The sequence below is a fragment of the Megasphaera sp. MJR8396C genome, from assembly GCF_001546855.1.
Classification (GTDB): Bacteria; Bacillota; Negativicutes; order Veillonellales; family Megasphaeraceae; genus Megasphaera.
On the sequence record NZ_KQ958206.1, the window covers coordinates 102981 to 123325 of the forward strand.

Consider the following 20345-nt stretch of genomic DNA (forward strand, 5'->3'; position numbering starts at 1 on the left):
TTTTTATGGCAATCGTATTTTCTATATAGGAGGATTTTATAATGGATTACACAACACAAATGGATGCGGCCCGCAAGGGTATCGTAACGCCGCAGATGAAGGTCGTCGCTGAAAAGGAAAAGATGGCCATGGAAAAATTGATGGCTCTCGTCGCCAGCGGCAAGGTCGCCATTCCGGCCAATAAGATGCACGAAAGCCTGTCGGCAGAAGCCGTCGGCCAGGACTGCCGCACCAAGATCAACGTCAACTTAGGCGTGTCTCCGGAACACAATAACCATGAAGAAGAACTGCAGAAGGTGCAGAATGCCATCGATATGAAGGCTGAAGCCATCATGGACTTGTCCAACTTCGGCAAGACCCGCGACTTCCGCCGTAAATTAGTCAAGATGTCGACGGCCATGATTGGGACCGTCCCCATGTACGATGCCGTTGGCATGCTCGATAAAGATTTGAAAGACATCAGCGTCGATGAATTTTTCTCCGTCGTCGAACAGCACGCCGAAGACGGTGTCGATTTCATGACCATCCACTGCGGCATGAACCGCAAGACGGCACAGCGCATAAAAGACAATCCGCGCCTGACCAACATCGTCTCCCGCGGCGGCTCCCTGCTCTTTGCCTGGATGGAAATGAACGACCAGGAAAATCCTTTCTATGAATACTACGATCGCCTCCTCGATATCTGTGAAAAATACGACGTCACCTTGAGCCTCGGCGACGCCTGCCGTCCGGGCTGTACCCATGATGCCACCGATGCCGCTCAGATTGAAGAACTCATTACCCTCGGCGAATTGACGAAACGGGCTTGGGACCACAACGTTCAGGTCATGATCGAAGGCCCGGGCCACATGGTACTCAATGAAATCGCAGCCAACATGAAGCTTGAAAAACGCCTCTGCCACGGCGCTCCTTTCTATGTCCTCGGGCCCTTAGTCACCGATATCGCTCCGGGCTATGACCACATCACCAGTGCCATTGGCGGTGCCATTGCCGCATCGAGCGGTGCCGACTTCCTGTGCTACGTTACGCCGGCGGAACACCTGCGCCTGCCGACCGTTGAAGACGTAAAAGAAGGCATCATCGCGGCCCGCATCGCAGCCCATGCAGCTGACCTCGTTAAAGGAATCCCCGGCGCTCAGGAATGGGACGATGCCATGAGCAAGGCCCGCGTCGAAGTCGATTTCGACACCATGATCGCCTTGTCCATCGACCCGGAAAAATCCCGCCGTTACTATGAATCGAGCAAGCCCGAATGCGAAGGGACCTGCACCATGTGCGGCAAGATGTGCCCGGCTCGTACGATGAAGCGCATCCTGGCCGGTGAAGACGTATCGATCCGCTAATTTCATAAATTTGCCCATCATAAAGGGACTGTTCGTGACCTGATGTCGCGACAGTCCCTTTTGTCATGCTGTATGTTATTAGCGCCAGACCAGTAACAAGGAGGCACCGAATTCCTTTTTGAATTGTTTGTTCAGTTGTTTCATTTCATAATCGGCAGCACTGTACGTCGAGTCGGGCTTGGTCGACAAGATGACGACGGCGACGTTTTCCGCCATGGTGACGTCGACATCAGTGACGATTTGTTCGTACGTCAGATCTGAAGCTTCGGCCAAAGCCAAGATGGTCGACAGCTTGCGGATCATGACCCAGTCTTCGGCAGAGGCCATGTGGTCGTAGCGGTAAGCCCGGAGGATCTTGCGGCTGATGCCGTGGTGGAAGCCGGCGATGAAGCCGGTCAGAATCTGTTCGATTTGCGTGAGCCCGTAAAGGGGAGCCTGGGAAATCATGAAGGCCGAATGGCGGGCGTGGTCGTAAAAGTTTATGATCTTTCCGACGTCGTGGAGCCGGGCCGCCGTCTGCAGCAGCAGCCGTTCGCGTTCACCGTAGCCGTGGAGGGGTTTTAGTTCGTCGAAGAGCTGGGTGGCAATGCGCGTGACCTGCTCATAGTGGCCCTTATTTAAAATGAAACCGTTAAGGGTGCCGATAAAGTTCTTGACGCTGAAGTCGAGGATGTCGTCGAACCGAGGCGAGGGCAGGTTACAGTACGAGGCATAGTATTCAAAGAATAAGCCTTCGCGCAGACCGCAGCCGCTGACGACCATTTCCGAACTGCCGGTCAGGTCGAAGATGGACTTGATGACGGCGGCGCCGGCAACGATGAGGTCCGAACGGTCGCTCGACAGGCCGGGGATCTTCTTGCGGTTGGCGCTGGAATGGGTCGAGAGGGTTTCGAAGATATTTTCAAAGTGATCGAGGGGCATGATGTAATTATGGAGTTTCGACAACTCGTAATTTGTAGCCCGCTGGTCCATTTTAGCGATGTTACGTGCCGTACCGCCGATTCCGATAATGGGCAGGTTGATATGGGGGAGCCATTCGACTTCGCTCATCTTTTTGCGGATATATTTCAGGCAGGCTGCAATCGCTTCTTCGTCGGGATTGCCCTGGGTATTGAATTTTTCCGTCAAGGTGACGGCGCCGATGGGCAGAGAGATGGAATGGATGTTCTCGCCGTCTTGGACCAAGGTCATTTCGACACTGGCACCGCCTAAGTCAAAGAGAAGGAAGTCCTTCATGGCAATGGTATTGATGACGCCTAAATAACCGAGGTAGGCTTCTCGTTCACCGGTGATGATGTTCATGGTGATGCCCGTTTCGTCATTGACGCGCTTTAGGAATTCTTCACCGTTGCTGGCATTGCGGACGGCGGCCGTAGCGACGGCGCGACATTCTTTGATGCCGAGAACGGTCATGATATGTTTATAGACATGGAGACAAGTCAAGGCCCGCTGAATTCCATCTTCACTGAGTGCGCCGGTTTGGTTCAGGCCGTGCCCTAAGCGGATAGCTTCTTTTTCTTGATACAGCAGGGAATAGGACTGGTTGTCTGTGATTTGCATGACGACGAAGCGGATGGAGTTGGAGCCCAAGTCGATAATGGCTAATTTTTCCATGGTATACCTCATTTCTCTATATGTTTACCGGAATCGGTTATCCGTTCTATTATACTACAAATGAGTAAAAAAACGAAAAAATCTTTTATACGGCCCTTTCCGCCATTTCTTGTCCGTACCATAAGGATATCGGATTTTTTTAGGAAATGGCCACCGTTTATAACGAAGCGTTTGCAACCGGGGCGATGCCGGTGGAAAAATGAGATAAATACAGGATAAACCGGGATTTTAATGCCGGCAGGGAAACCTTGAAAACAGATGTCATGACATGTCCTGTAACAGGGAACAGTGAAATAAAAATGTAAAATTTTAGGACGATTTTTTACAGAAATTATACATAACAGGCCGGACTTTCATGTATAATAGAAGTGGCCTCCGCTGAACAGCGGGGATATTGTTTAGAAAAGTGGGGAGAATAATGGAAAAACAGACCCGGAATGTTTTAGGCATCATCCATCTCGGCACGGTCAATATGACGATGAAAATCATCGCTTATTCATCGCTCGACGACATGGAGATCATCGAAAACGTAGCTCAAGAAGTAAAATATGGCGAAATGGTGTTTCAGAGCCGCCACGTCAGCTTTCAATCACTGAATGAAATTTGCCAGGTCTTACTGGGGTTCCGACAGCTGCTTCGCGACTATGATGTAAAGGACGTCCGCGTCTTATCGACGACAGCTATCAGTGAAGCCGATAATTTGATCAATGTTCTCGATCAGATTCGCATCCGTACGGGGTTCCACGTGGAAGTAACCCACATGACCAAGGAGATTTTCTATAAATTCTTTGGTCTTTATTATAATGTGCTGAAGGGAAAATTCAATTTTGCCGACAAGGCAGTCATGCTGCTCGACATCACGTCCGGCGGCGTCGGCCTGACAGGTTGGAAGAAAGACTGTTTATTGTTCCAGCAGAATATCAATATCGGATCCCTACGCATCTTGGAAAACTTCACGGAGAAGCAGCGCAATGAGCTGACCTTCCCGACGGCAGTCCGCGAATACATTTACGGCACCTTGTACCCCTTATGGAAGGGCGTCCAACAGTATGATATCAAATATATTGTCCTGTCCGGCCGCGGCGGCAGCCTCATCGCGCGGATCATGGGCAAAACCAGTGAGGAGGGCTTGTTCCTCATTACGGCCAAAGAACTGCGCCAGTTTATTTATTCTTTAAAGGGTGTTACGCCCTTTAAGCTCATGAAGCGCTTTGGCCTGTCGCAGAACCTGGCCAACGTCATCATGCCGACGATCCTCTTGTATTACGAACTGCTTCGATTGGTGGACATCGACATGCTGGTCGTCATGCCGACGACCTTTACCGAAGGCTATACGATGTACTATGTAGCCCAAAAGACGAAGCATCCTTATATGGAACAATTACAGGCCCTGCGCCTCGATATGATGCGCCGCATGGCAAATAAATACTTGTACGATTCCATTCATTCGACACGAATCGAAGGCTACTGCAACGTCCTCTTTGAGGCCCTGTACAAGTTCATCGGCCTTCGTTATGAAGCCAAGTATTTATTGCAGATGGCTGCGATTTTCCATGAAACGGGTAAATTTATCAATATCCGCAAACACAACCTCTGTACGTACAATCTCATCGGAGAAACGGACATCTTTGGCCTGGCCGACGACGAAAAACAGATCCTGGCCGCCGTCTTGTACTACGCCTTCGATGGGACCCTGCAGGAGTCGTCTGTCGTCTATCACGAGCTGACGCCTCGTCAGAAAGTCATTACCGCAAAATTAACGGCTATTTTCCGACTGGCCGACTCTTTGGATAAGAGCCATTTAGGTAAAATCAGTGACCTTCGGGCCGAACTGGGCGAAGATGAATTGATCGTCTATTATACGGCCGATTCCGATATTTCCTTGGAACGCTGGACCTATATGAAGATGGCCGTCAACTTCTCCGAAGTCTTTGGCATTTCGACGAAATTAGTGAAAGGATAAGATAATTATGCCAGATTTTACAGATGCTCAATATTATTTAAATCGCGAATGCACGTGGATCAAATTCAACGAACGGGTTTTGCGCGAAGCCATCGTTCCTTCGAACCCTTTGTTGGAACAGCTGCAGTTCATTGCCATTGCGTCTTCGAACTTGGATGAATTCTTCATGATCCGCGTCGCCGGCGTCAAACACCTCGTCGAAAGCGGTGTCAAACATATCGATATTGCCGGCATGACTCCGCCGGAACAGTTCGATGCCATCCAGTCCATGGTCCACGAGCTCGTCGCCGACCAGTACCGCTATTACGATGGTATTCAGCAGAAATTGCAGGATCACGGCATTCATTTTATCGGCGTCGACGACCTCAACGAAGACCAGCACATGTGGCTCGACGAGTTCTTCGGCCGTGAAATCTATCCCGTCGTTACGCCCATGGCTGTCGACTCCAGCCATCCGTTCCCGTTCCTGTCCAGCCTCAACCTGGACCTGGCCGTCCTCCTTCGCCGCAAGCACGGCGACCCGTCGGTCAAGACGGCCATTTTGCCGGTGCCGTCGTCGGTCATCGACCGCATCATCGAAGTCCCGCAGAGCGTATCGCCCGTAGGCGAGCAGGCCGAAGGTCATCAGTTCCTCTTTTTGGAAGATATCATCGCTGCCTATGCGGACCGCTTCTTCCTCGGCTGTGATATCTTAGAAGTAGCGCCGTTCCGAATCACCCGCGACGCCGACCTTGCTATCGACGACGATGTAGAGGACCTTCTGGTCGAAGTCGAAAAGAGCCTGAAGAAACGCCGCAAGGGGGCCGCCGTCCGCTTGGAACTGGCCGCTTCCTCGAGCCGCATGATCCGCGAACTCCTGCGCGATGAGCTGCAGCTTGAAGAACGGGATATCTACTATATCCCCGGACCGCTCGACTGCAAGGTGTTCTTCTCCTTTGTCGGCATCGAAGGCTTCGACGAGCTGCGCTATCCGCCGGTGAAGCCCCAGCCTTCGTCGGAACTGGCGGCTATGGGCAGTACCGATATCTGGTCGGCCATTGCCGAACGGGATATCATGGTGCACCATCCGTATGAAACCTTTGAAACGGTAGAATACTTCATTCACCAGGCCGCCATCGACCCGGACGTCCTGGCCATCAAACAGACCTTATACCGCGTCAGCAGCCAGTCGCCGATCATCGCAGCCCTGGCTCAGGCCGCTGAAAACGGCAAGCAGGTTACGGTCCTGATGGAAGTCAAGGCCCGCTTTGATGAAGAAAACAACATCCTCATGGCCCGCAAGCTGGAAAAAGCCGGCTGCCACGTCATTTATGGCATCATGGGCCTCAAAACGCACTCTAAAATCACCCTCGTCGTCCGCCGGGAAGAAGACGGCATCCGCCGCTACGTCCACTTGGCGACGGGCAACTATAACGGCAAGACGGCCCGCATCTATACCGACGTCGGTATCTTGACGTCCAATACTCTCATCGGTGTCGACGCCTCGGCTTTCTTTAACCTCTTGTCGGGCTACTCCGATCCTCCGGAATGGAATAAACTGGCCGTAGCGCCCCTGAACCTGCGGGAAACGATCTATCAGGAAATCGACCAGGAAATCGCCTGGGCTAAAGCCGGAAAGAAAGCCCTCATCGTGGCTAAGATGAACTCCCTCTTAGACAAAGAAGTCATCGCCAAACTGTATGGAGCCTCGGCAGCTGGCGTCAAGATCCGCCTTATCGTTCGCGGCATCTGCGTCCTTCGTCCGGGCCTTCCTGGTATCAGTGACAACATCGAAGTTCACAGCATCGTCGGCCGCTTCCTGGAACACAGCCGCTTATTCTACTTCTATAACGGCGGCAGTGAAGACGTCTTCATTTCCTCGGCAGACTGGATGCCGCGAAACCTCAATGAACGCGTCGAATTGATGACACCTGTCGAATTTGCGCCTCATAAAGAACAAATCAAGCACATCCTGAAACTGTATTTTGACGACAACGTCAAGGCCTACGCCATGAATCAGGATGGGTCGTACCGTTATCTGGCCGATGAACGGACGGGTAAAGCGGTTAACGCCCAGGATACGTGCCAGCGCGAAGCGGAAAAGCTGCCAGCGCACCGCAAGCGTAAAGTGCGGCAGCTGCGCAATATCGTCCTTCGCCCGCGTCCGACGGATCCGACGGAACAGGGAGACGACTAAATTGACAATGCCTGCGGCCTTTGCTAAAATGGTAGGAAACGTTTTAGGAGGCATGGCATGGACTGGAAAAAATTCAGTATACTGAGCTGGAAGCGAAAAGGGCCGATCACGCAGATGTATGCGACGATGATCGCCCTCTTGATCCTCGTTTCGCTGACCGGTTTCATCGATAAAGGCAAATCCGTAACCCTTGTCGCCGACGGGACGACCCGCCAGGTGTATACCCACGCCGTCAATGCCGAGGCCTTGCTGCGTGAGTATAACATCGACATGGGGGATAATGATGAAGTCACCTTGTCGACGCCGGAACTCGATGACGGCAGTTACGTCAAGGTGCGCCGCGCCATTCCCGTGACCCTCGTCTATCGGGGTCAGTCGCAGACCGTATATACGGCCAAGCGAAACACTCAGGAAGTCGCTGAACAATACGGCTATTCGAAGGAAAAATACCGCCCTTACGGCGATATTCAAAAGCCGCTGCAGGCAGGGCAACAGATCGTTATCGGCAACGTGTCGCGTAAGACGATCACCGAAGACGATGTCGTGCCCTATGCCGTAGAAAGCATCCCTGACGAATCCTTAGGGCAGGGAGAAGAACAAATCGTCCAAGAGGGCCAGAACGGCCGCAAGCGGGTTAAATTGAACATCGTCAGTGTCGACGGCCAGGTCGCCGATAAAGAAACGATTTCGACGGAGCTCATTTCAGAAATGCAGCCCATGGTCCGCAAAGTAGGCACCAAGGCCACGGTTGAAATCAACACCGGCTCCATTTCGCACTACCAAAAAGTCATCGCCATGGAAGCGACGGCGTATTTGCCAACTGATGGAGACGGTCTGGGCATTACCCGTATGGGGACTCGGGCCCGCTATGGCGTCGTCGCTGTCGATCCCAACGTCATTCCCTTAGGTTCGACGGTCTACATCCCCGGCTACGGCGTAGCCCGCGCCGAAGATACGGGCGGAGCCATCCTCGGCAACCGCATTGACCTCTGTATGGAAGATTACGATACGTGCATGGCCTTTGGCCGCCGCATGGTACCGGTCTATATTTTACAATAATATATGCCAGGAAAGAGGCCTGCTGCGGCAGGTCTCTTTTTGTGCTTTGGGCTGGGCGGAGCGCGGTATTTCACCTCTTGCCCTCGCTGTAGAGATGTGATATAATATTCAAGGTTTGAATACCAAGATTCAAAATACACACGCTTGGCGAGTCCAGCACTGTGCCCGTTTTCGTAAGAGACGGGTGAAGATGGGCGATGACCGGGCGGAGGAAAAAACAGGAGGAATCACACATTATGGCAGTAGTATCTATGAAACAATTATTGGAAGCCGGCGTTCATTTTGGTCACCAGACCCGCCGTTGGAACCCGAAGATGGCTCGTTTCATCTTCACCGAACGTAACGGTATCTACATCATCGACTTGCAGAAAACCGTTAAGAAAATGGACGAAGCTTACAATTTTGTCCGCGATTTGGCAGCTGAAGGCGGCAAAATCGTATTCGTAGGCACGAAAAAACAGGCTCAGGAATCGATCAAGAGCGAAGCAGAACGCTGCAACCAGTACTTCGTCAACGAACGTTGGCTCGGCGGTATGCTCACCAACTTCCAGACGATCGAAAAACGCGTAAAACGCTTGAAAACGTTGGAAAAACAGGCTGAAGACGGCACTTTCGAAGTATTGCCGAAGAAAGAAGTTACGCTCCTCAAACATGAAATGGAAAAACTTCAGAAATACCTCGGCGGTATTAAAGATATGAAAAAGCTCCCCGATGCTTTGTTCATCATCGACCCGAAAAAAGAAGAAATCGCTGTTGCTGAAGCTCGTAAACTCAACATCCCTATCATCGCTACGGTTGACACCAACTGCGATCCCGACGTTATCGACTATCCGATTCCGGCCAACGATGACGCTATCCGCGCCGTAAAACTCTTGACTGGCAAAATCGCTGACGCTGTCCTCGAAGGCAACCAGGGCAACCAGACCGAAGCCGGTGCAGCTGAAGAAACGACGGAAGAAGCAGCTGCAGAATAAGATTCACTTATTCTCAGAGAATTGAATGGTTATCTATAAAGGTAAGGAGCCTTCGCTTCTTACCTTTATTCAAACGGTATATTAAACTTATTTTTAGGAGGAATACTCATGGCTATTACAGCAGCAATGGTAAAAGAATTGAGAGAAAAAACAGGGGCAGGCATGATGGACTGCAAAAAAGCACTGACCGAAAGCAACGGCGATATGGAAAAAGCTGTCGACTTGCTTCGTGAACACGGCTTAGCTGCAGCTGCTAAAAAAGCAGACCGCATCGCTGCTGAAGGTTTGGTTTACTCTTACATCCATGGCAACGGCCGCATCGGTGTTCTCGTCGAAGTTAACTGCGAAACGGACTTCGTTGCTCAGACCGACAACTTCAAAGCACTCTGCAAAGATATTGCCATGCAGATCGCTGCTGCAAAACCGGCATACCTCAAACGTGAAGAAGTTCCGGCTGACGTTTTGGAACATGAAAAAGACGTTCTCCGCCAGCAGGCTCTGAACGAAGGCAAACCGGAAAAAATCGTCGAAAAGATGATCGTCGGCCGTATCGAAAAATTCTACAAAGAAAATTGCCTCCTCGATCAGGAATTCATCAAAGATTCTGACAAAACGGTTCAGCAGGTTGTTACCGAAGCCGTCGCTAAGATCGGCGAAAAAATCGATATCCGCCGTTACACCCGTTATGAATTAGGTGAAGGCCTTGAAAAACGGAATGATGATTTCGTTTCTGAAGTAATGGCACAAGCTAAATAAGATTCCATAAGAGAACACCCAACCCGTGTTCTCTTATTTTCTAATTGAACTATTTGCCAACATACAGAGGAGGCCCTTCTTTTATGGAACCGAAAAAATATAATCGTATCGTATTGAAATTGAGCGGCGAAGCATTGGCCGGGAAACAAGGCTACGGCATCGACCCGGAAACGGTAGAAAAGATTGCCAAACAGATCGTCGAAGTCAATAAGCTCAATATCCAAGTCGCCATCGTCGTCGGCGGCGGCAATATCTGGCGCGGCCTGTCCGGCTCTGCCAAGGGCATGGATCGGGTATCGGCGGACTACATGGGCATGCTGGCCACGGTGATGAACTCCCTGGCCCTCCAGGATGCCATGGAAAAGAACGGCGTTGCTACCCGCGTTCAAACGGCGATTAATATGCAGCAGGTTGCAGAACCCTATATCCGCCGCAGAGCGATCCGCCATATGGAAAAAGGCCGGGTCGTCATCTTTGGTGCCGGTACGGGCAATCCTTATTTCTCGACGGATACGACGGCAGCCCTGCGCGCCGCTGAAATCGAAGCCGATGCCATCCTCATGGCTAAAAACGGCGTAGACGGAGTCTATGACAGCGATCCGAAGCTCAATCCCGATGCCAAGATGTATAAGCACCTGACCTATTTGGACGTCATCAACAAGGACCTCAAGGTCATGGATGCTACGGCAACGACGCTGTGCCGCAATAATAATATCCCCATCGTCGTCTTTAATATCGATAAACCCGGGAATATTGTCGCCGCTGCCAGCGGAAAAGATTTAGGTACTTTGGTCGACAAAGAAGACTAAACGCTGTATGATATACTTATAAAAATAAAATAAGGAAGTGATTGATGTGGAAGTAAAAGAACTGCTCGCTCAGCACGAAGCCAAGATGGACAAGACGATTGAAGCGTTGAAACGGGAACTGACCTCCATCCGTACGGGCCGTGCCAGCACGTCCCTTTTAGACCGCGTAATGGTCGATTATTACGGGACGCCGACGCCGGTCAACCAGGTTGCCAACGTATCGGCTCCGGAACCGCGGATGCTGACCATCGTTCCTTGGGAAGTGAAGATGCTCGGTGAAATCGAAAAGGCTATCTTAAAATCCGACTTAGGCCTCAACCCGAATAATGATGGGAAAATGATCCGTTTGGAAATCCCTCAGCTGACGGAAGAACGCCGTAAGGAATTGAGCAAGAAAGTCAGCAAGGTTGCCGAAGATTCGAAAGTTGTCGTCCGCAATATTCGCCGCGACGCCAACGAACTCATCAAGAAGATGGAAAAGAAAAAAGAAATCTCGGAAGATGACAGCAAGGAAGGTCAGGAAAATATCCAGAAACTGACCGATAAAAAAATCAAGGCCATCGACGAAATCAAAGCAAAAAAAGAAAAAGAAGTCATGGCTGTATGATGGATATACGGATTTTTATTGGCATGCCGTTACGGTATGCCAAATCTGTATTACAGGAGAAAAATATTCCTTACGTCGTAGAACGGACGGTGTCGCGGTCCCACTTTTTCCACTGCGACCCGGAGCAGACCTATGTCATCCGCGCCAATGCCGGTGATGACGGTGTCATATCGCTTTTGGTCAATGACAGCCTCGAGATGAGTGAATCCGTGGCCGCCGCACTGTCCAAAGGAGACATGCAAGATGATTAACCTTTTTGGCAATAAAAAAGAACCTGCCCCGACGGCAGGGGAGCAGATCCTCGATAAAAACAACATTCCCCGCCATGTGGCCATCATCATGGACGGCAACGGCCGCTGGGCCAAGCGCAAGGGAATGCCGCGCAGCTATGGCCATCGTGCCGGTGCCGATACGTTGAAACGCATCGTCATCGCTGCCGATGAACTGGGCATTAAAGTCCTGACGGTCTATGCTTTTTCGACGGAAAACTGGAAGCGTCCGGAAGAGGAAGTTTCCTATATCATGAAGCTGATGAAAAATTATCTCAGCCATAATTTACTCCAGCTCAAGGAACATAACGTGCAGCTGCATATCATCGGTGACCGGACGCGCCTTCACCCGGAACTGCAGGAAGCCTTTGCGCAGGCTGAAGCCGACATGGCCTCCAATACGGGCCTGGTCCTGAACGTCGCCGTCAATTACGGCGGCCGCTTGGAAATGGTCCAGGCCGTTCGCCGCCTGGCCGATGATGTCAAAGCCGGCCGCTGTGACGTCGGGGACATTGACGAAGACCGGCTGTCGAGCTATCTCTATACGGCACCGGACAATGACGTCGATCTGCTCATTCGTCCCGGCGACGATAAACGGGTCAGCAATTTTCTCCTGTGGCAGATGGCTTATGCCGAGTTTTGGTTTACGTCCCTTTGCTGGCCTGATTTTACGAAAGAAACGCTTGTCGAAGCTATCTCATCCTTTCAAGGCCGAGAACGTCGCTTTGGCGGTTTAAAATAAGGCAGGAAAGGTAGTTGCATATGTTGGCAAAACGAATCTTAACGGGCATCATCGGTGGTGCCTTTACCATTTTTGTAGTCTATGAAGGCAATTGGCTGTTCTTTCTGATGATGGCCTTACTGGCCGTCGTCGCTTGGTATGAATACGGCAACATGGTCCGCAAGCTGCAGGTCGTTACAGCCGATACGGGCGGAGCCATATGGCTCTTGGCCATGCTGAGCGCTTACTGGTTCGGCAGTACGAAACTGATGTTTCTCTTGGGACTGGTTCTCTTATGCTGGCTCATGCTGCGGACGGTCTTTTTCCACGACAAGGTAAAGCCCGTCGACAGTGCCTATGCCCTGTATGGCCTCTTATACATCGGCAGCGGATTTTTAGCCTTATTGGCCCTGCGAAGCGGGTCTGCCGTCTCCTTTATGAGCGACCACTTCAGCACGGCCATGGTAGAACCAGCTCGGTTCTTCGTTTTTTTGCTGATTTTCTCGACCTGGGCCAGCGACACGGCAGCCTTTGCTGTCGGCAAGATGATGGGCAAGGTTAAATTGTGCCCGTCCATCAGTCCCGGCAAGACCCGGGAAGGTGCTATCGGCGGTTTTGTCGGCACCCTGATTGTGGCTGTCGTATTCTCGCTGATTTTTCAATTTTCCATTCTCCACGCCCTGGCCCTGGGCATTATTATCGGCATCATGGCACCCCTCGGCGATTTGGCAGAATCCATTTTAAAAAGGGTCTCCGGCGTCAAGGATTCGGGCAACATCATTCCCGGTCACGGCGGCGTCTTGGACCGTTTCGACAGTCTCCTCTTTGCGGCGCCCGCCATGTATGTCTATTTGATGCTGGTCATTTAAAAGAAGGGACGATATGAAGAAAATCTTGATTCTCGGCAGTACCGGGTCCATCGGGACCCAGGCTGTCGACGTTATCGAAGCGCATCCGGAGGCCTTTGAGCTGGTCGCCGTGGCGGCTTACGATCATTTTAAGGACGTAGCGGCTCAAATACACCGCCATGACCTCAAGATGGCTTGTATGGTCGATGAAGGCGCTGCCGAAAAGGTGAGAAACGCTGTCGGTTCCTCGTGCCGCGTCTTTTCCGGAAACGGTGGATTGCTGCAGCTTATCGATGAATGCGGGGCGGACATGGTCCTCACGTCTCTTGTCGGGGCAGCCGGTATTGAACCGACCTTGCGGGCCATAGCGCGGGGGATGGATATCGCCCTGGCCAATAAAGAAACCCTCGTTGCCGCCGGGGAACTGGTCATGAAGGAAGCCGCCCGTAAGGGCGTTCGCATCCTGCCCGTCGACAGCGAACACGGCGCCATCTTTCAGTGCCTCGACGGCCGTAAGCCGGAAGAAGTTGAAAAACTGTTGATTACGGCGTCGGGCGGCCCGCATTTTCGCCGGCCCTTGGCGGATTTTCCGTCGATTACGGTCGAGCAGTGCTTAAAGCACCCGACGTGGAATATGGGCGGTAAGATTACCATCGATTCGGCGACGATGTTCAACAAGGGCCTTGAAGTCATCGAGGCTCACTGGCTCTTTGGCATGGACTTTGACAACATTGAAGTCGTCATCCAGCCCCAGAGCATCGTCCACTCCATGATACAGTTCATCGATGGCTCCGTACTGGCTCAGCTGGGCATGCCCGATATGCGCCTGCCGATTCAGTACGCCTTTACCTATCCGGAGAGACTCCCGGTCCGCGGCGCCAAAGCCATCGATTGGAAGACCTTGGGCAGCCTGGAATTTTTCCCGCCTGACGACGCTAAATTCCCGTCCATCGGCCTTGCCTATGAAGCCGGTAAGATCGGCGGGACCATGCCCTGTGTCTTGAACGGGGCCAATGAAGTGGCCGTCTATGCTTTTTTGCGTAAGGAAATTTCTTTTACGCGCATTTTTGAAATTGTCCATACGGTTATGGAGCGGCACGATGTCACAGGCGAGGTCACCCTGGAAACGGTCCGTCAGGCCGATGCCTGGGCTCGCCGCTGTGCAGCTTCTTTATTATAGAAAGGTGAAATCCTGTGGGTATTACTATTTTAGCGACTATTTTTGTATTCAGCCTCATCGTCTTCATCCATGAATTGGGTCATTTTGCGACGGCAAAATGGGCCGGCATGCAAGTCGATGAATTCGCTATCGGCTTTGGACCGAAACTATACAGTACGCGCCGCGGCGATACGGAATACTCCCTGCGGGTGATTCCCCTCGGCGGGTTTAACCGCATTGCCGGCATGTCTGAAGAAGAGCCGCTCAATGAAAAATCCTTTTTGAATAAGTCCGTTCCGGCCCGGCTGGTCGTCATCGCTGCCGGCGGGATCATGAACTTTGTGCTGGCTATCGTCCTCTTTTGGGGCTTGTTCTTTGCCATCGGGACGGTGACCGTATCGCCGGAAGCCGTCGTCGGTTCGACCATTTCCGGATCGCCGGCTGAACACTCCGGCCTTACCGAAGGGGACCGCATCGTTCGCATCGGCAATAAAGACATTTCCCAGTGGAGTGATATTTCTGAAGCCGTGGCTCCTTACAGCCATGCCGTCGTCACCGTTCAAATCGAACGGGACGGTAAGCGTCAGGATGTCGAAATGATCCCGGAAGTCGACAGCGCGTCTCAAAAGGTCATGCTCGGCGTCATGCCTATGACGACGGAAGAACGCCACGGATTCCTGGATTCGGGCATCATGGCCGTCCAGCGGACGGGAGAGATTTGCCGGCTCATGCTGGTCGGGATTTATCAGATGATAACCGGTCAGGAAAAGGCGGAAGTAGCAGGTCCCATCGGCGTTGCCCAGCTTGCCGGCCAGGTAGCCGCTTCGGGCTTTGCGAACCTGCTGATGTTTACGGCCTTCCTCAGCATCAACCTGGGGATTTTAAATCTCCTGCCCGTACCGCTTCTTGACGGTGGCTACATCATCTTGCTGATCTTAGAAGGCATCATGCGTCGCCGCATGCCGGGGAAAGCCCTGTACTACATTCAAGTCGTTGGGATGGTACTCTTAGGATCGCTCTTCCTCTTTGCCATGTTCCAAGATCTTAGCCGGTTTTAGAAAGGGAGGCCTTTCATGAAACGCAGACAATCGATTCCGGTTCAAGCCGGAAAGGTTACCATTGGCGGCAGTGCGCCCATTTCCATCCAGACCATGTCGACGGTAAGTCCGGCCCATACCGCAGAAGCTATTGCCGACGCTAAACGGCTGGCCTCGTACGGCGCTGAAATCCTGCGCTTTGCCGTCCCCGATATGGAAGCGGCCAAAGGACTGTCGGCCGTCGTCTCGGCCGTCGATATTCCCATCGTAGCCGATATCCACTTTGATTATCGCCTGGCCTTGGCTGCCGTCGACAGCGGCGTTCAGGCCCTGCGCATCAATCCGGGGAATATCGGCGCCGATGACAACGTCGTCCGCGTCGTTGAAAAAGTCCGCCCCAAGGGCATTCCCATCCGCATTGGCATCAATACGGGCTCCCTTCCGGCAGATATCCTGAAGGCCCACGGCGGTCACCCGACGGCGGCGGCCATGGTAGAAGGGGCCCTGCGCCATATCCGTATTTTAGAACGCCTCGATTACCGCAACATGGTCATATCCCTCAAGGCTTCTGACGTTCCGCTCATGATCGAGTCGTATCAGGAATTGGCCGATAAAGTGCCCTATGCCCTCCATCTGGGCGTTACCGAAGCCGGTCTCGTCCGGGACGGCAGCATTAAGTCGGCCATCGGTATCGGAACCTTATTATACCAAGGCATCGGCGATACGATCCGCGTATCCCTTACGGATGATCCGGCGGAAGAAATCAAGGTCGGACAGACCATTCTCAGCTCCCTGGGACTGCGCCGCTTCGGACCGACCCTCATTTCCTGTCCGACCTGCGGCCGTACGCAGGTTCAGCTCATCGAACTTGCCAAAGAAGTCGAGGCGGCCATTTCTCATTTGACCGTGCCCATTAAGGTTGCCGTCATGGGCTGTGTCGTCAACGGACCGGGAGAGGCGAAAGAAGCCGATTTCGGCATTGCCGGCGGCAAGGGGAGCGGTATCGTCTTTGCCCATGGCAAGGTCCTTCGTACCGTACCGGAAGCGCAGCTTGTGCCTGCCCTTTTGGAAGAAATAGAAAAATCAATCGCAAAGGAGTCTTAACTCATGTTAGCATCCAAACTGTACAGTCCGACTCTCCGGGAAATCCCCGCCGACGCCGAAATTGCCAGCCATCAGTACATGCTCAAAGCCGGCCTCATCCGTAAAAACGGGGGCGGTTTATACTCATTCCTGCCTCTCGGCCGAAGAGTTACGCTCAAGATCGAAGCCATCATCCGCGAAGAAATGGATGGTATCGGCGCTCAGGAAATCATGATGCCTATCGTCCAGCCGGCTGAAATCTGGCATGAATCAGGACGATGGAATGCCTATGGTCCGGAAATGTTTAAACTGGAAGACCGTCACGGCGGCCAGTTCTGCCTTGGCCCGACCCATGAAGAATTGATTACAACCTTGGTTCGCAACGAACTCCGTTCGTACAAACAGATGCCGGTCACCTTATGGCAGATGCAGAATAAATACCGCGACGAAATCCGCCCGCGCTTCGGTCTCATGCGCAGCCGGGAATTCGTCATGAAGGACGCTTATTCTTTCGACGTCGACGAAGAAGGACTGCATAAGAGCTATCAGGATGAGTACGACGCCTATACCCGTATCTTTACTCGCTGCGGCCTGGAATTCAAACAGGTTGAAGCCGACAGCGGCCAGATCGGCGGCAATCACAGTCATGAATTCATGGCCCTGGCCCAGGCCGGGGAAGCGGAAATCGTATCGTGCTCGCAGTGCGACTATGCGGCCGATATTGAAAAAGCTGTGGCCCCGACCCTTGACATGGCAGCTGAACCGGCTAAAGATGTCGAATTGATCGAAACGCCGAACTGTGCGACTATTGAAGATTTGGCCAAGTTCCTGTCCATTCCTCTCGAAAAGACGATCAAGGCCGTGGCCTTCACAATCGACGGTGAAAAGACCGTCCTCTGCATGGTACGCGGCGACCATCAGGTCAACGACGTGGCCGTCCAGAATTTTGTCGGCGGCAACGTCATCGAACCGGCAACGGAAGAAGAATTGAAGGCTCATGGCCTCCAGCCGGGCTATATGAGTCCTATCGATGCCGACAAACCCGATAATGAAACCTTCTTCATCCTCGTCGATCCGTCGGCTATGGCCGTTCCTAACGGCGTTACCGGGGCCAATAAGTCGGGCTATCACTATCAGAACGTCAACCCGTCCCGTGATTTCAAGGACGTTACCGTTACGGCCATCCGCACCATGGTCGAAGGCGACGCCTGCCCGCACTGCGGCGCACCGGTTCACGTCGTCCGCGGCATCGAAGTCGGCCAGGTCTTTGAACTGGGGACGAAGTATTCCGAAGCCCTTCATGCGACCTTCCTCGACCAGAATGGCAAAGCGAAACCTTACGTCATGGGCTGCTACGGCATCGGCGTTACCCGTACCATTGCCGCAGCCATTGAACAGTTCCACGATGAACACGGCATCATGTGGCCTGTCGCCATTGCGCCTTTTGAAGTCGCCGTCGTCCCGGTCAGCAGCAAAGACCAGGATCAGGTTCGCATTGCCGAAGAACTCTATCGCGGCCTTCAAGCCACGAAGACCGACGTCCTCCTCGACGATAGAAACGAACGGGCTGGTGTCAAATTTAACGACGCTGACCTCATCGGCTACCCCGTACGGGTTACGGTCGGCAAGAAGAGCGCCTCTGACGGAACGGTAGAAATCAAAGTTCGCCGTACCGGCCAGGAAGAAGTCGTTCCCATCGACCAGGCCATCGCCCGCGTTCAAGCCATCTTAGCTGACTTACGCAGCAAAAATATGTAATTTATTAAAATCGGATGTAAAATAAGACGGAGAAAACTTGTATTCCTCTCCGTTTTATTTTATACTTTTAATTAGTACACTAATTAGAAGAGGAGGGTGAGCTTATGGGTTTTGATGTATTCCCTACGCGGAAAGAATTGGAAAAATATGCACAGAATATTCCTGAAATTGAACCGTCGGCGGTCTTAGCCATGCTTCGCATTTCCCAGGCGGCTGAGTATGTCCGGGCTGCCATCAACGACGTGCTGGCCAGTCACTACCATTTGTCGCGGGGCAAACTGCGGGTCATGTTCGTCCTGTATCAAATGCCCGAAGGCATTGCGCCGTCTCAGCTCGCCGACCGGGCCGGTGTCACCCGGGCGACGATTACGACCATGGTCAAACGCATGGTCCGTGACGGACTGACCGAAGTGGCCATCGACCAGACCGATAAAAGAGACAAAAAAGTTCGCCTGACGGCTCAAGGACGGGAGTTTATGGATGATGTGCTGCCCGATCACTATCTCCGCATTTCAATGCTCATGAGCCGCCTCAGTGAAGCCGAACAGACGCAGCTTATTTTCTTGCTGACCAAGTTGAGCGGCTGATTCCGATAGGGGGGTATTTGAAAGCTGAAAGGGAATCCTTTTCAGCTTTTTTCATGGACTGCGACCGCAGGCAGGATGTACTGCTAGCAGGACAGATGAAGGAGGTCGTGGTATAATGACAGGCGTAAGCTATTTTGACAGAAATGAGGGACACTTCCATGGAAATTAAAATCATCGCCTTAGGGACCGATGACCGTCCCCTCGATGCCTATGGGCAGGACGGGAAAAGCTTTGCCGAAACGTATGCACCCATCGTCGACCTCTTATTGAAAGAGAGCCGCCTTCATGCCGTCGTCCACACTGTGCCCGGCGGACCGGACATGGCAGAAGCCGTGCGCCGCCTCATCGATCAGAAGCGGCAGGAAGAGGGACTGACTAAGGAACAGCTTCCCTTTGATATGACGCCCCTTACGGATGTTACGGCCAGACTTCGCCGCGAAGACGGCTGTCCCTGGGACCGCTCTCAGACGCACCGGACGCTGCGGCGATACCTCATTGAAGAAGTCTACGAAATGCTCGATGCCATTGACAACGAGGACACCGACGGCATCCGTGAAGAGCTGGGGGATATCCTCTATCAGGTGGCTATCCATGCCAGAATTGCCGAAGAAAAAGGCCTTTTCTCGGCGCAGGATGTTGTAAAAGATATCACAAATAAGATGATTCGGCGTCATCCCTATGTTTTTAGCCAAAAAAGCCTTGAAAATATAGGGACGAGTATGTTAAACTGGGATAGATTAAAGCAAGGAGAACAACGCCAGCAGCACGCTCATCTGCTGGACGGAGTCGTTCCCGGCCTGCCGTCACTCCTGACTGCCGACAAGCTTCAGGAGAAAGCGTCTAAGGTCGGATTCGACTGGCCGGATGTAGAAGGCGTCTGGGAGAAGTTCCAGGAAGAATGGAATGAATTCCGTCAGGCCCTTGATGAAGGCGATCCTGTCCACGCTGAAGAGGAAGCTGGGGATGTCTTGTTCGTATTTGCTGATTTATGCCGACGCTATCATATAGAGCCGGAATGTGCGTTACATCGGGCTAATAGTAAATTCCGCCGCCGTTTTGCTCATGTCGAGGATCGGGTCAACCGGTCGGGCCGGCCATGGGAGGCGTTTTCACTGGATGAGTTGGACTCATTCTGGCAGGAAGCCAAGCGAATAGAACGGCAGGAAAAACTCTAGACTGTTAGTGTTAGGAAGATGTGACGATCCAAAGGAGGACCTAGTAACATGAACAAAACAGAATTAATCGCTGCAGTAGCACAGAAATCCGATTTGACGAAAAAAGACGCTGAAAAGGCTGTAAAGGCCGTATTCGAAGCTATTAGCGACAGCCTCACCCAGGGTGATAAAGTCCAGATCATCGGTTTCGGTACGTTTGAAGTCCGTCAGCGTAAAGCTCGCGAAGGCCGCAATCCTCGCAACAACGAACCTATCCAGATCGAAGCTTCCAAGACTCCGGCTTTCAAAGCAGGCAAACAGCTTAAAGATTTGGTTAACAACAAATAAGTACGATCCCGAAGGGCCGCATGAAAAACGGCCCTTTTCTTTTCATGCAAGTTGTCGTACTATATAGTGGAAGGTGCAAC

General features: G+C 52.3%; 19 protein-coding genes. 18 read left to right on the forward strand and 1 reads right to left on the reverse strand.

Annotated features, from left to right (window positions below; translation table 11 throughout):
• The first annotated feature begins 41 nt into the window (after positions 1-41).
• Positions 42-1343: a phosphomethylpyrimidine synthase ThiC gene (thiC, locus tag HMPREF3201_RS09535; RefSeq protein WP_062412836.1), complete on the forward strand. Its 1302-nt coding sequence runs from the start codon at positions 42-44 to the stop codon at positions 1341-1343.
• 78 nt (positions 1344-1421) lie between these two features.
• On the opposite strand, the gene ppx is transcribed toward thiC, so the two are convergent.
• Complete coding sequence (ppx, locus tag HMPREF3201_RS09540; protein WP_062412837.1) at positions 1422-2957, reverse strand: exopolyphosphatase; 1536 nt, start codon at positions 2955-2957, stop codon at positions 1422-1424.
• Positions 2958-3375: 418 nt separating this feature from the next.
• Between ppx and HMPREF3201_RS09545 the strand changes: the two genes are divergently transcribed.
• The 17 genes from HMPREF3201_RS09545 to HMPREF3201_RS09625 all read left to right on the forward strand — a co-directional run bounded on the left by HMPREF3201_RS09545 (position 3376) and on the right by HMPREF3201_RS09625 (position 20265).
• Positions 3376-4920 carry a Ppx/GppA phosphatase family protein gene (locus HMPREF3201_RS09545; RefSeq protein ID WP_062412838.1) on the forward strand — a complete coding sequence of 515 codons (1545 nt, stop codon included), beginning with the start codon at positions 3376-3378 and terminating at the stop codon, positions 4918-4920.
• Between the two features lie 7 nt (positions 4921-4927).
• Entirely contained in the window at positions 4928-7096 is a 2169-nt protein-coding gene (gene ppk1 / locus HMPREF3201_RS09550; RefSeq protein WP_062412839.1) for a polyphosphate kinase 1, read from the forward strand.
• Positions 7097-7153: 57 nt separating this feature from the next.
• Positions 7154-8155 carry a 3D domain-containing protein gene (locus HMPREF3201_RS09555; protein WP_062412840.1) on the forward strand — a complete coding sequence of 334 codons (1002 nt, stop codon included), beginning with the start codon at positions 7154-7156 and terminating at the stop codon, positions 8153-8155.
• Positions 8156-8391: 236 nt separating this feature from the next.
• Positions 8392-9129 (forward strand): 30S ribosomal protein S2, encoded by a 738-nt coding sequence (gene rpsB, locus HMPREF3201_RS09560; RefSeq protein ID WP_044504095.1) that lies wholly within the window; start codon positions 8392-8394, stop codon positions 9127-9129.
• 108 nt (positions 9130-9237) lie between these two features.
• The gene (gene tsf, locus HMPREF3201_RS09565; protein ID WP_062412841.1) at positions 9238-9885 is read left to right on the forward strand and encodes a translation elongation factor Ts; all 648 of its coding nucleotides are present in this window, start codon (positions 9238-9240) and stop codon (positions 9883-9885) included.
• Between the two features lie 83 nt (positions 9886-9968).
• A complete protein-coding gene (gene pyrH / locus HMPREF3201_RS09570) occupies positions 9969-10694 on the forward strand; it encodes a UMP kinase (protein WP_062412842.1) in 726 nt (241 codons plus the stop codon).
• Positions 10695-10740: 46 nt separating this feature from the next.
• Entirely contained in the window at positions 10741-11301 is a 561-nt protein-coding gene (gene frr, locus HMPREF3201_RS09575; protein ID WP_062412843.1) for a ribosome recycling factor, read from the forward strand.
• Positions 11298-11552: a hypothetical protein gene (locus tag HMPREF3201_RS09580; RefSeq protein WP_062412844.1), complete on the forward strand. Its 255-nt coding sequence runs from the start codon at positions 11298-11300 to the stop codon at positions 11550-11552. Before frr ends, HMPREF3201_RS09580 begins: the two co-directional genes overlap by 4 nt.
• On the forward strand, positions 11545-12312 hold the full coding sequence (locus tag HMPREF3201_RS09585) for an isoprenyl transferase (RefSeq protein ID WP_062412845.1): 768 nt from the start codon (positions 11545-11547) through the stop codon (positions 12310-12312). The genes HMPREF3201_RS09580 and HMPREF3201_RS09585 overlap by 8 nt, the downstream gene beginning before the upstream one ends.
• A 20-nt stretch (positions 12313-12332) precedes the next feature.
• Positions 12333-13160 (forward strand): phosphatidate cytidylyltransferase, encoded by an 828-nt coding sequence (locus HMPREF3201_RS09590; protein ID WP_062412846.1) that lies wholly within the window; start codon positions 12333-12335, stop codon positions 13158-13160.
• A gap of 13 nt (positions 13161-13173) precedes the next feature.
• Positions 13174-14319: a 1-deoxy-D-xylulose-5-phosphate reductoisomerase gene (locus HMPREF3201_RS09595; protein WP_062412847.1), complete on the forward strand. Its 1146-nt coding sequence runs from the start codon at positions 13174-13176 to the stop codon at positions 14317-14319.
• 14 nt (positions 14320-14333) lie between these two features.
• Positions 14334-15356, forward strand: coding sequence for an RIP metalloprotease RseP (gene rseP / locus HMPREF3201_RS09600; RefSeq protein WP_062412848.1), 1023 nt, complete (start codon positions 14334-14336; stop codon positions 15354-15356).
• Between the two features lie 15 nt (positions 15357-15371).
• Complete coding sequence (ispG, locus tag HMPREF3201_RS09605) at positions 15372-16439, forward strand: flavodoxin-dependent (E)-4-hydroxy-3-methylbut-2-enyl-diphosphate synthase (protein ID WP_062412849.1); 1068 nt, start codon at positions 15372-15374, stop codon at positions 16437-16439.
• Positions 16440-16442: 3 nt separating this feature from the next.
• Entirely contained in the window at positions 16443-18176 is a 1734-nt protein-coding gene (locus HMPREF3201_RS09610) for a proline--tRNA ligase (protein ID WP_062412850.1), read from the forward strand.
• A gap of 104 nt (positions 18177-18280) precedes the next feature.
• Positions 18281-18763, forward strand: coding sequence for a MarR family winged helix-turn-helix transcriptional regulator (locus tag HMPREF3201_RS09615; RefSeq protein ID WP_062412851.1), 483 nt, complete (start codon positions 18281-18283; stop codon positions 18761-18763).
• A 158-nt stretch (positions 18764-18921) separates the two neighbouring features.
• Complete coding sequence (mazG, locus tag HMPREF3201_RS09620; RefSeq protein ID WP_062412852.1) at positions 18922-19938, forward strand: nucleoside triphosphate pyrophosphohydrolase; 1017 nt, start codon at positions 18922-18924, stop codon at positions 19936-19938.
• 48 nt (positions 19939-19986) lie between these two features.
• Positions 19987-20265, forward strand: coding sequence for an HU family DNA-binding protein (locus HMPREF3201_RS09625; protein WP_044504084.1), 279 nt, complete (start codon positions 19987-19989; stop codon positions 20263-20265).
• Positions 20266-20345: the final 80 nt, after the last annotated feature.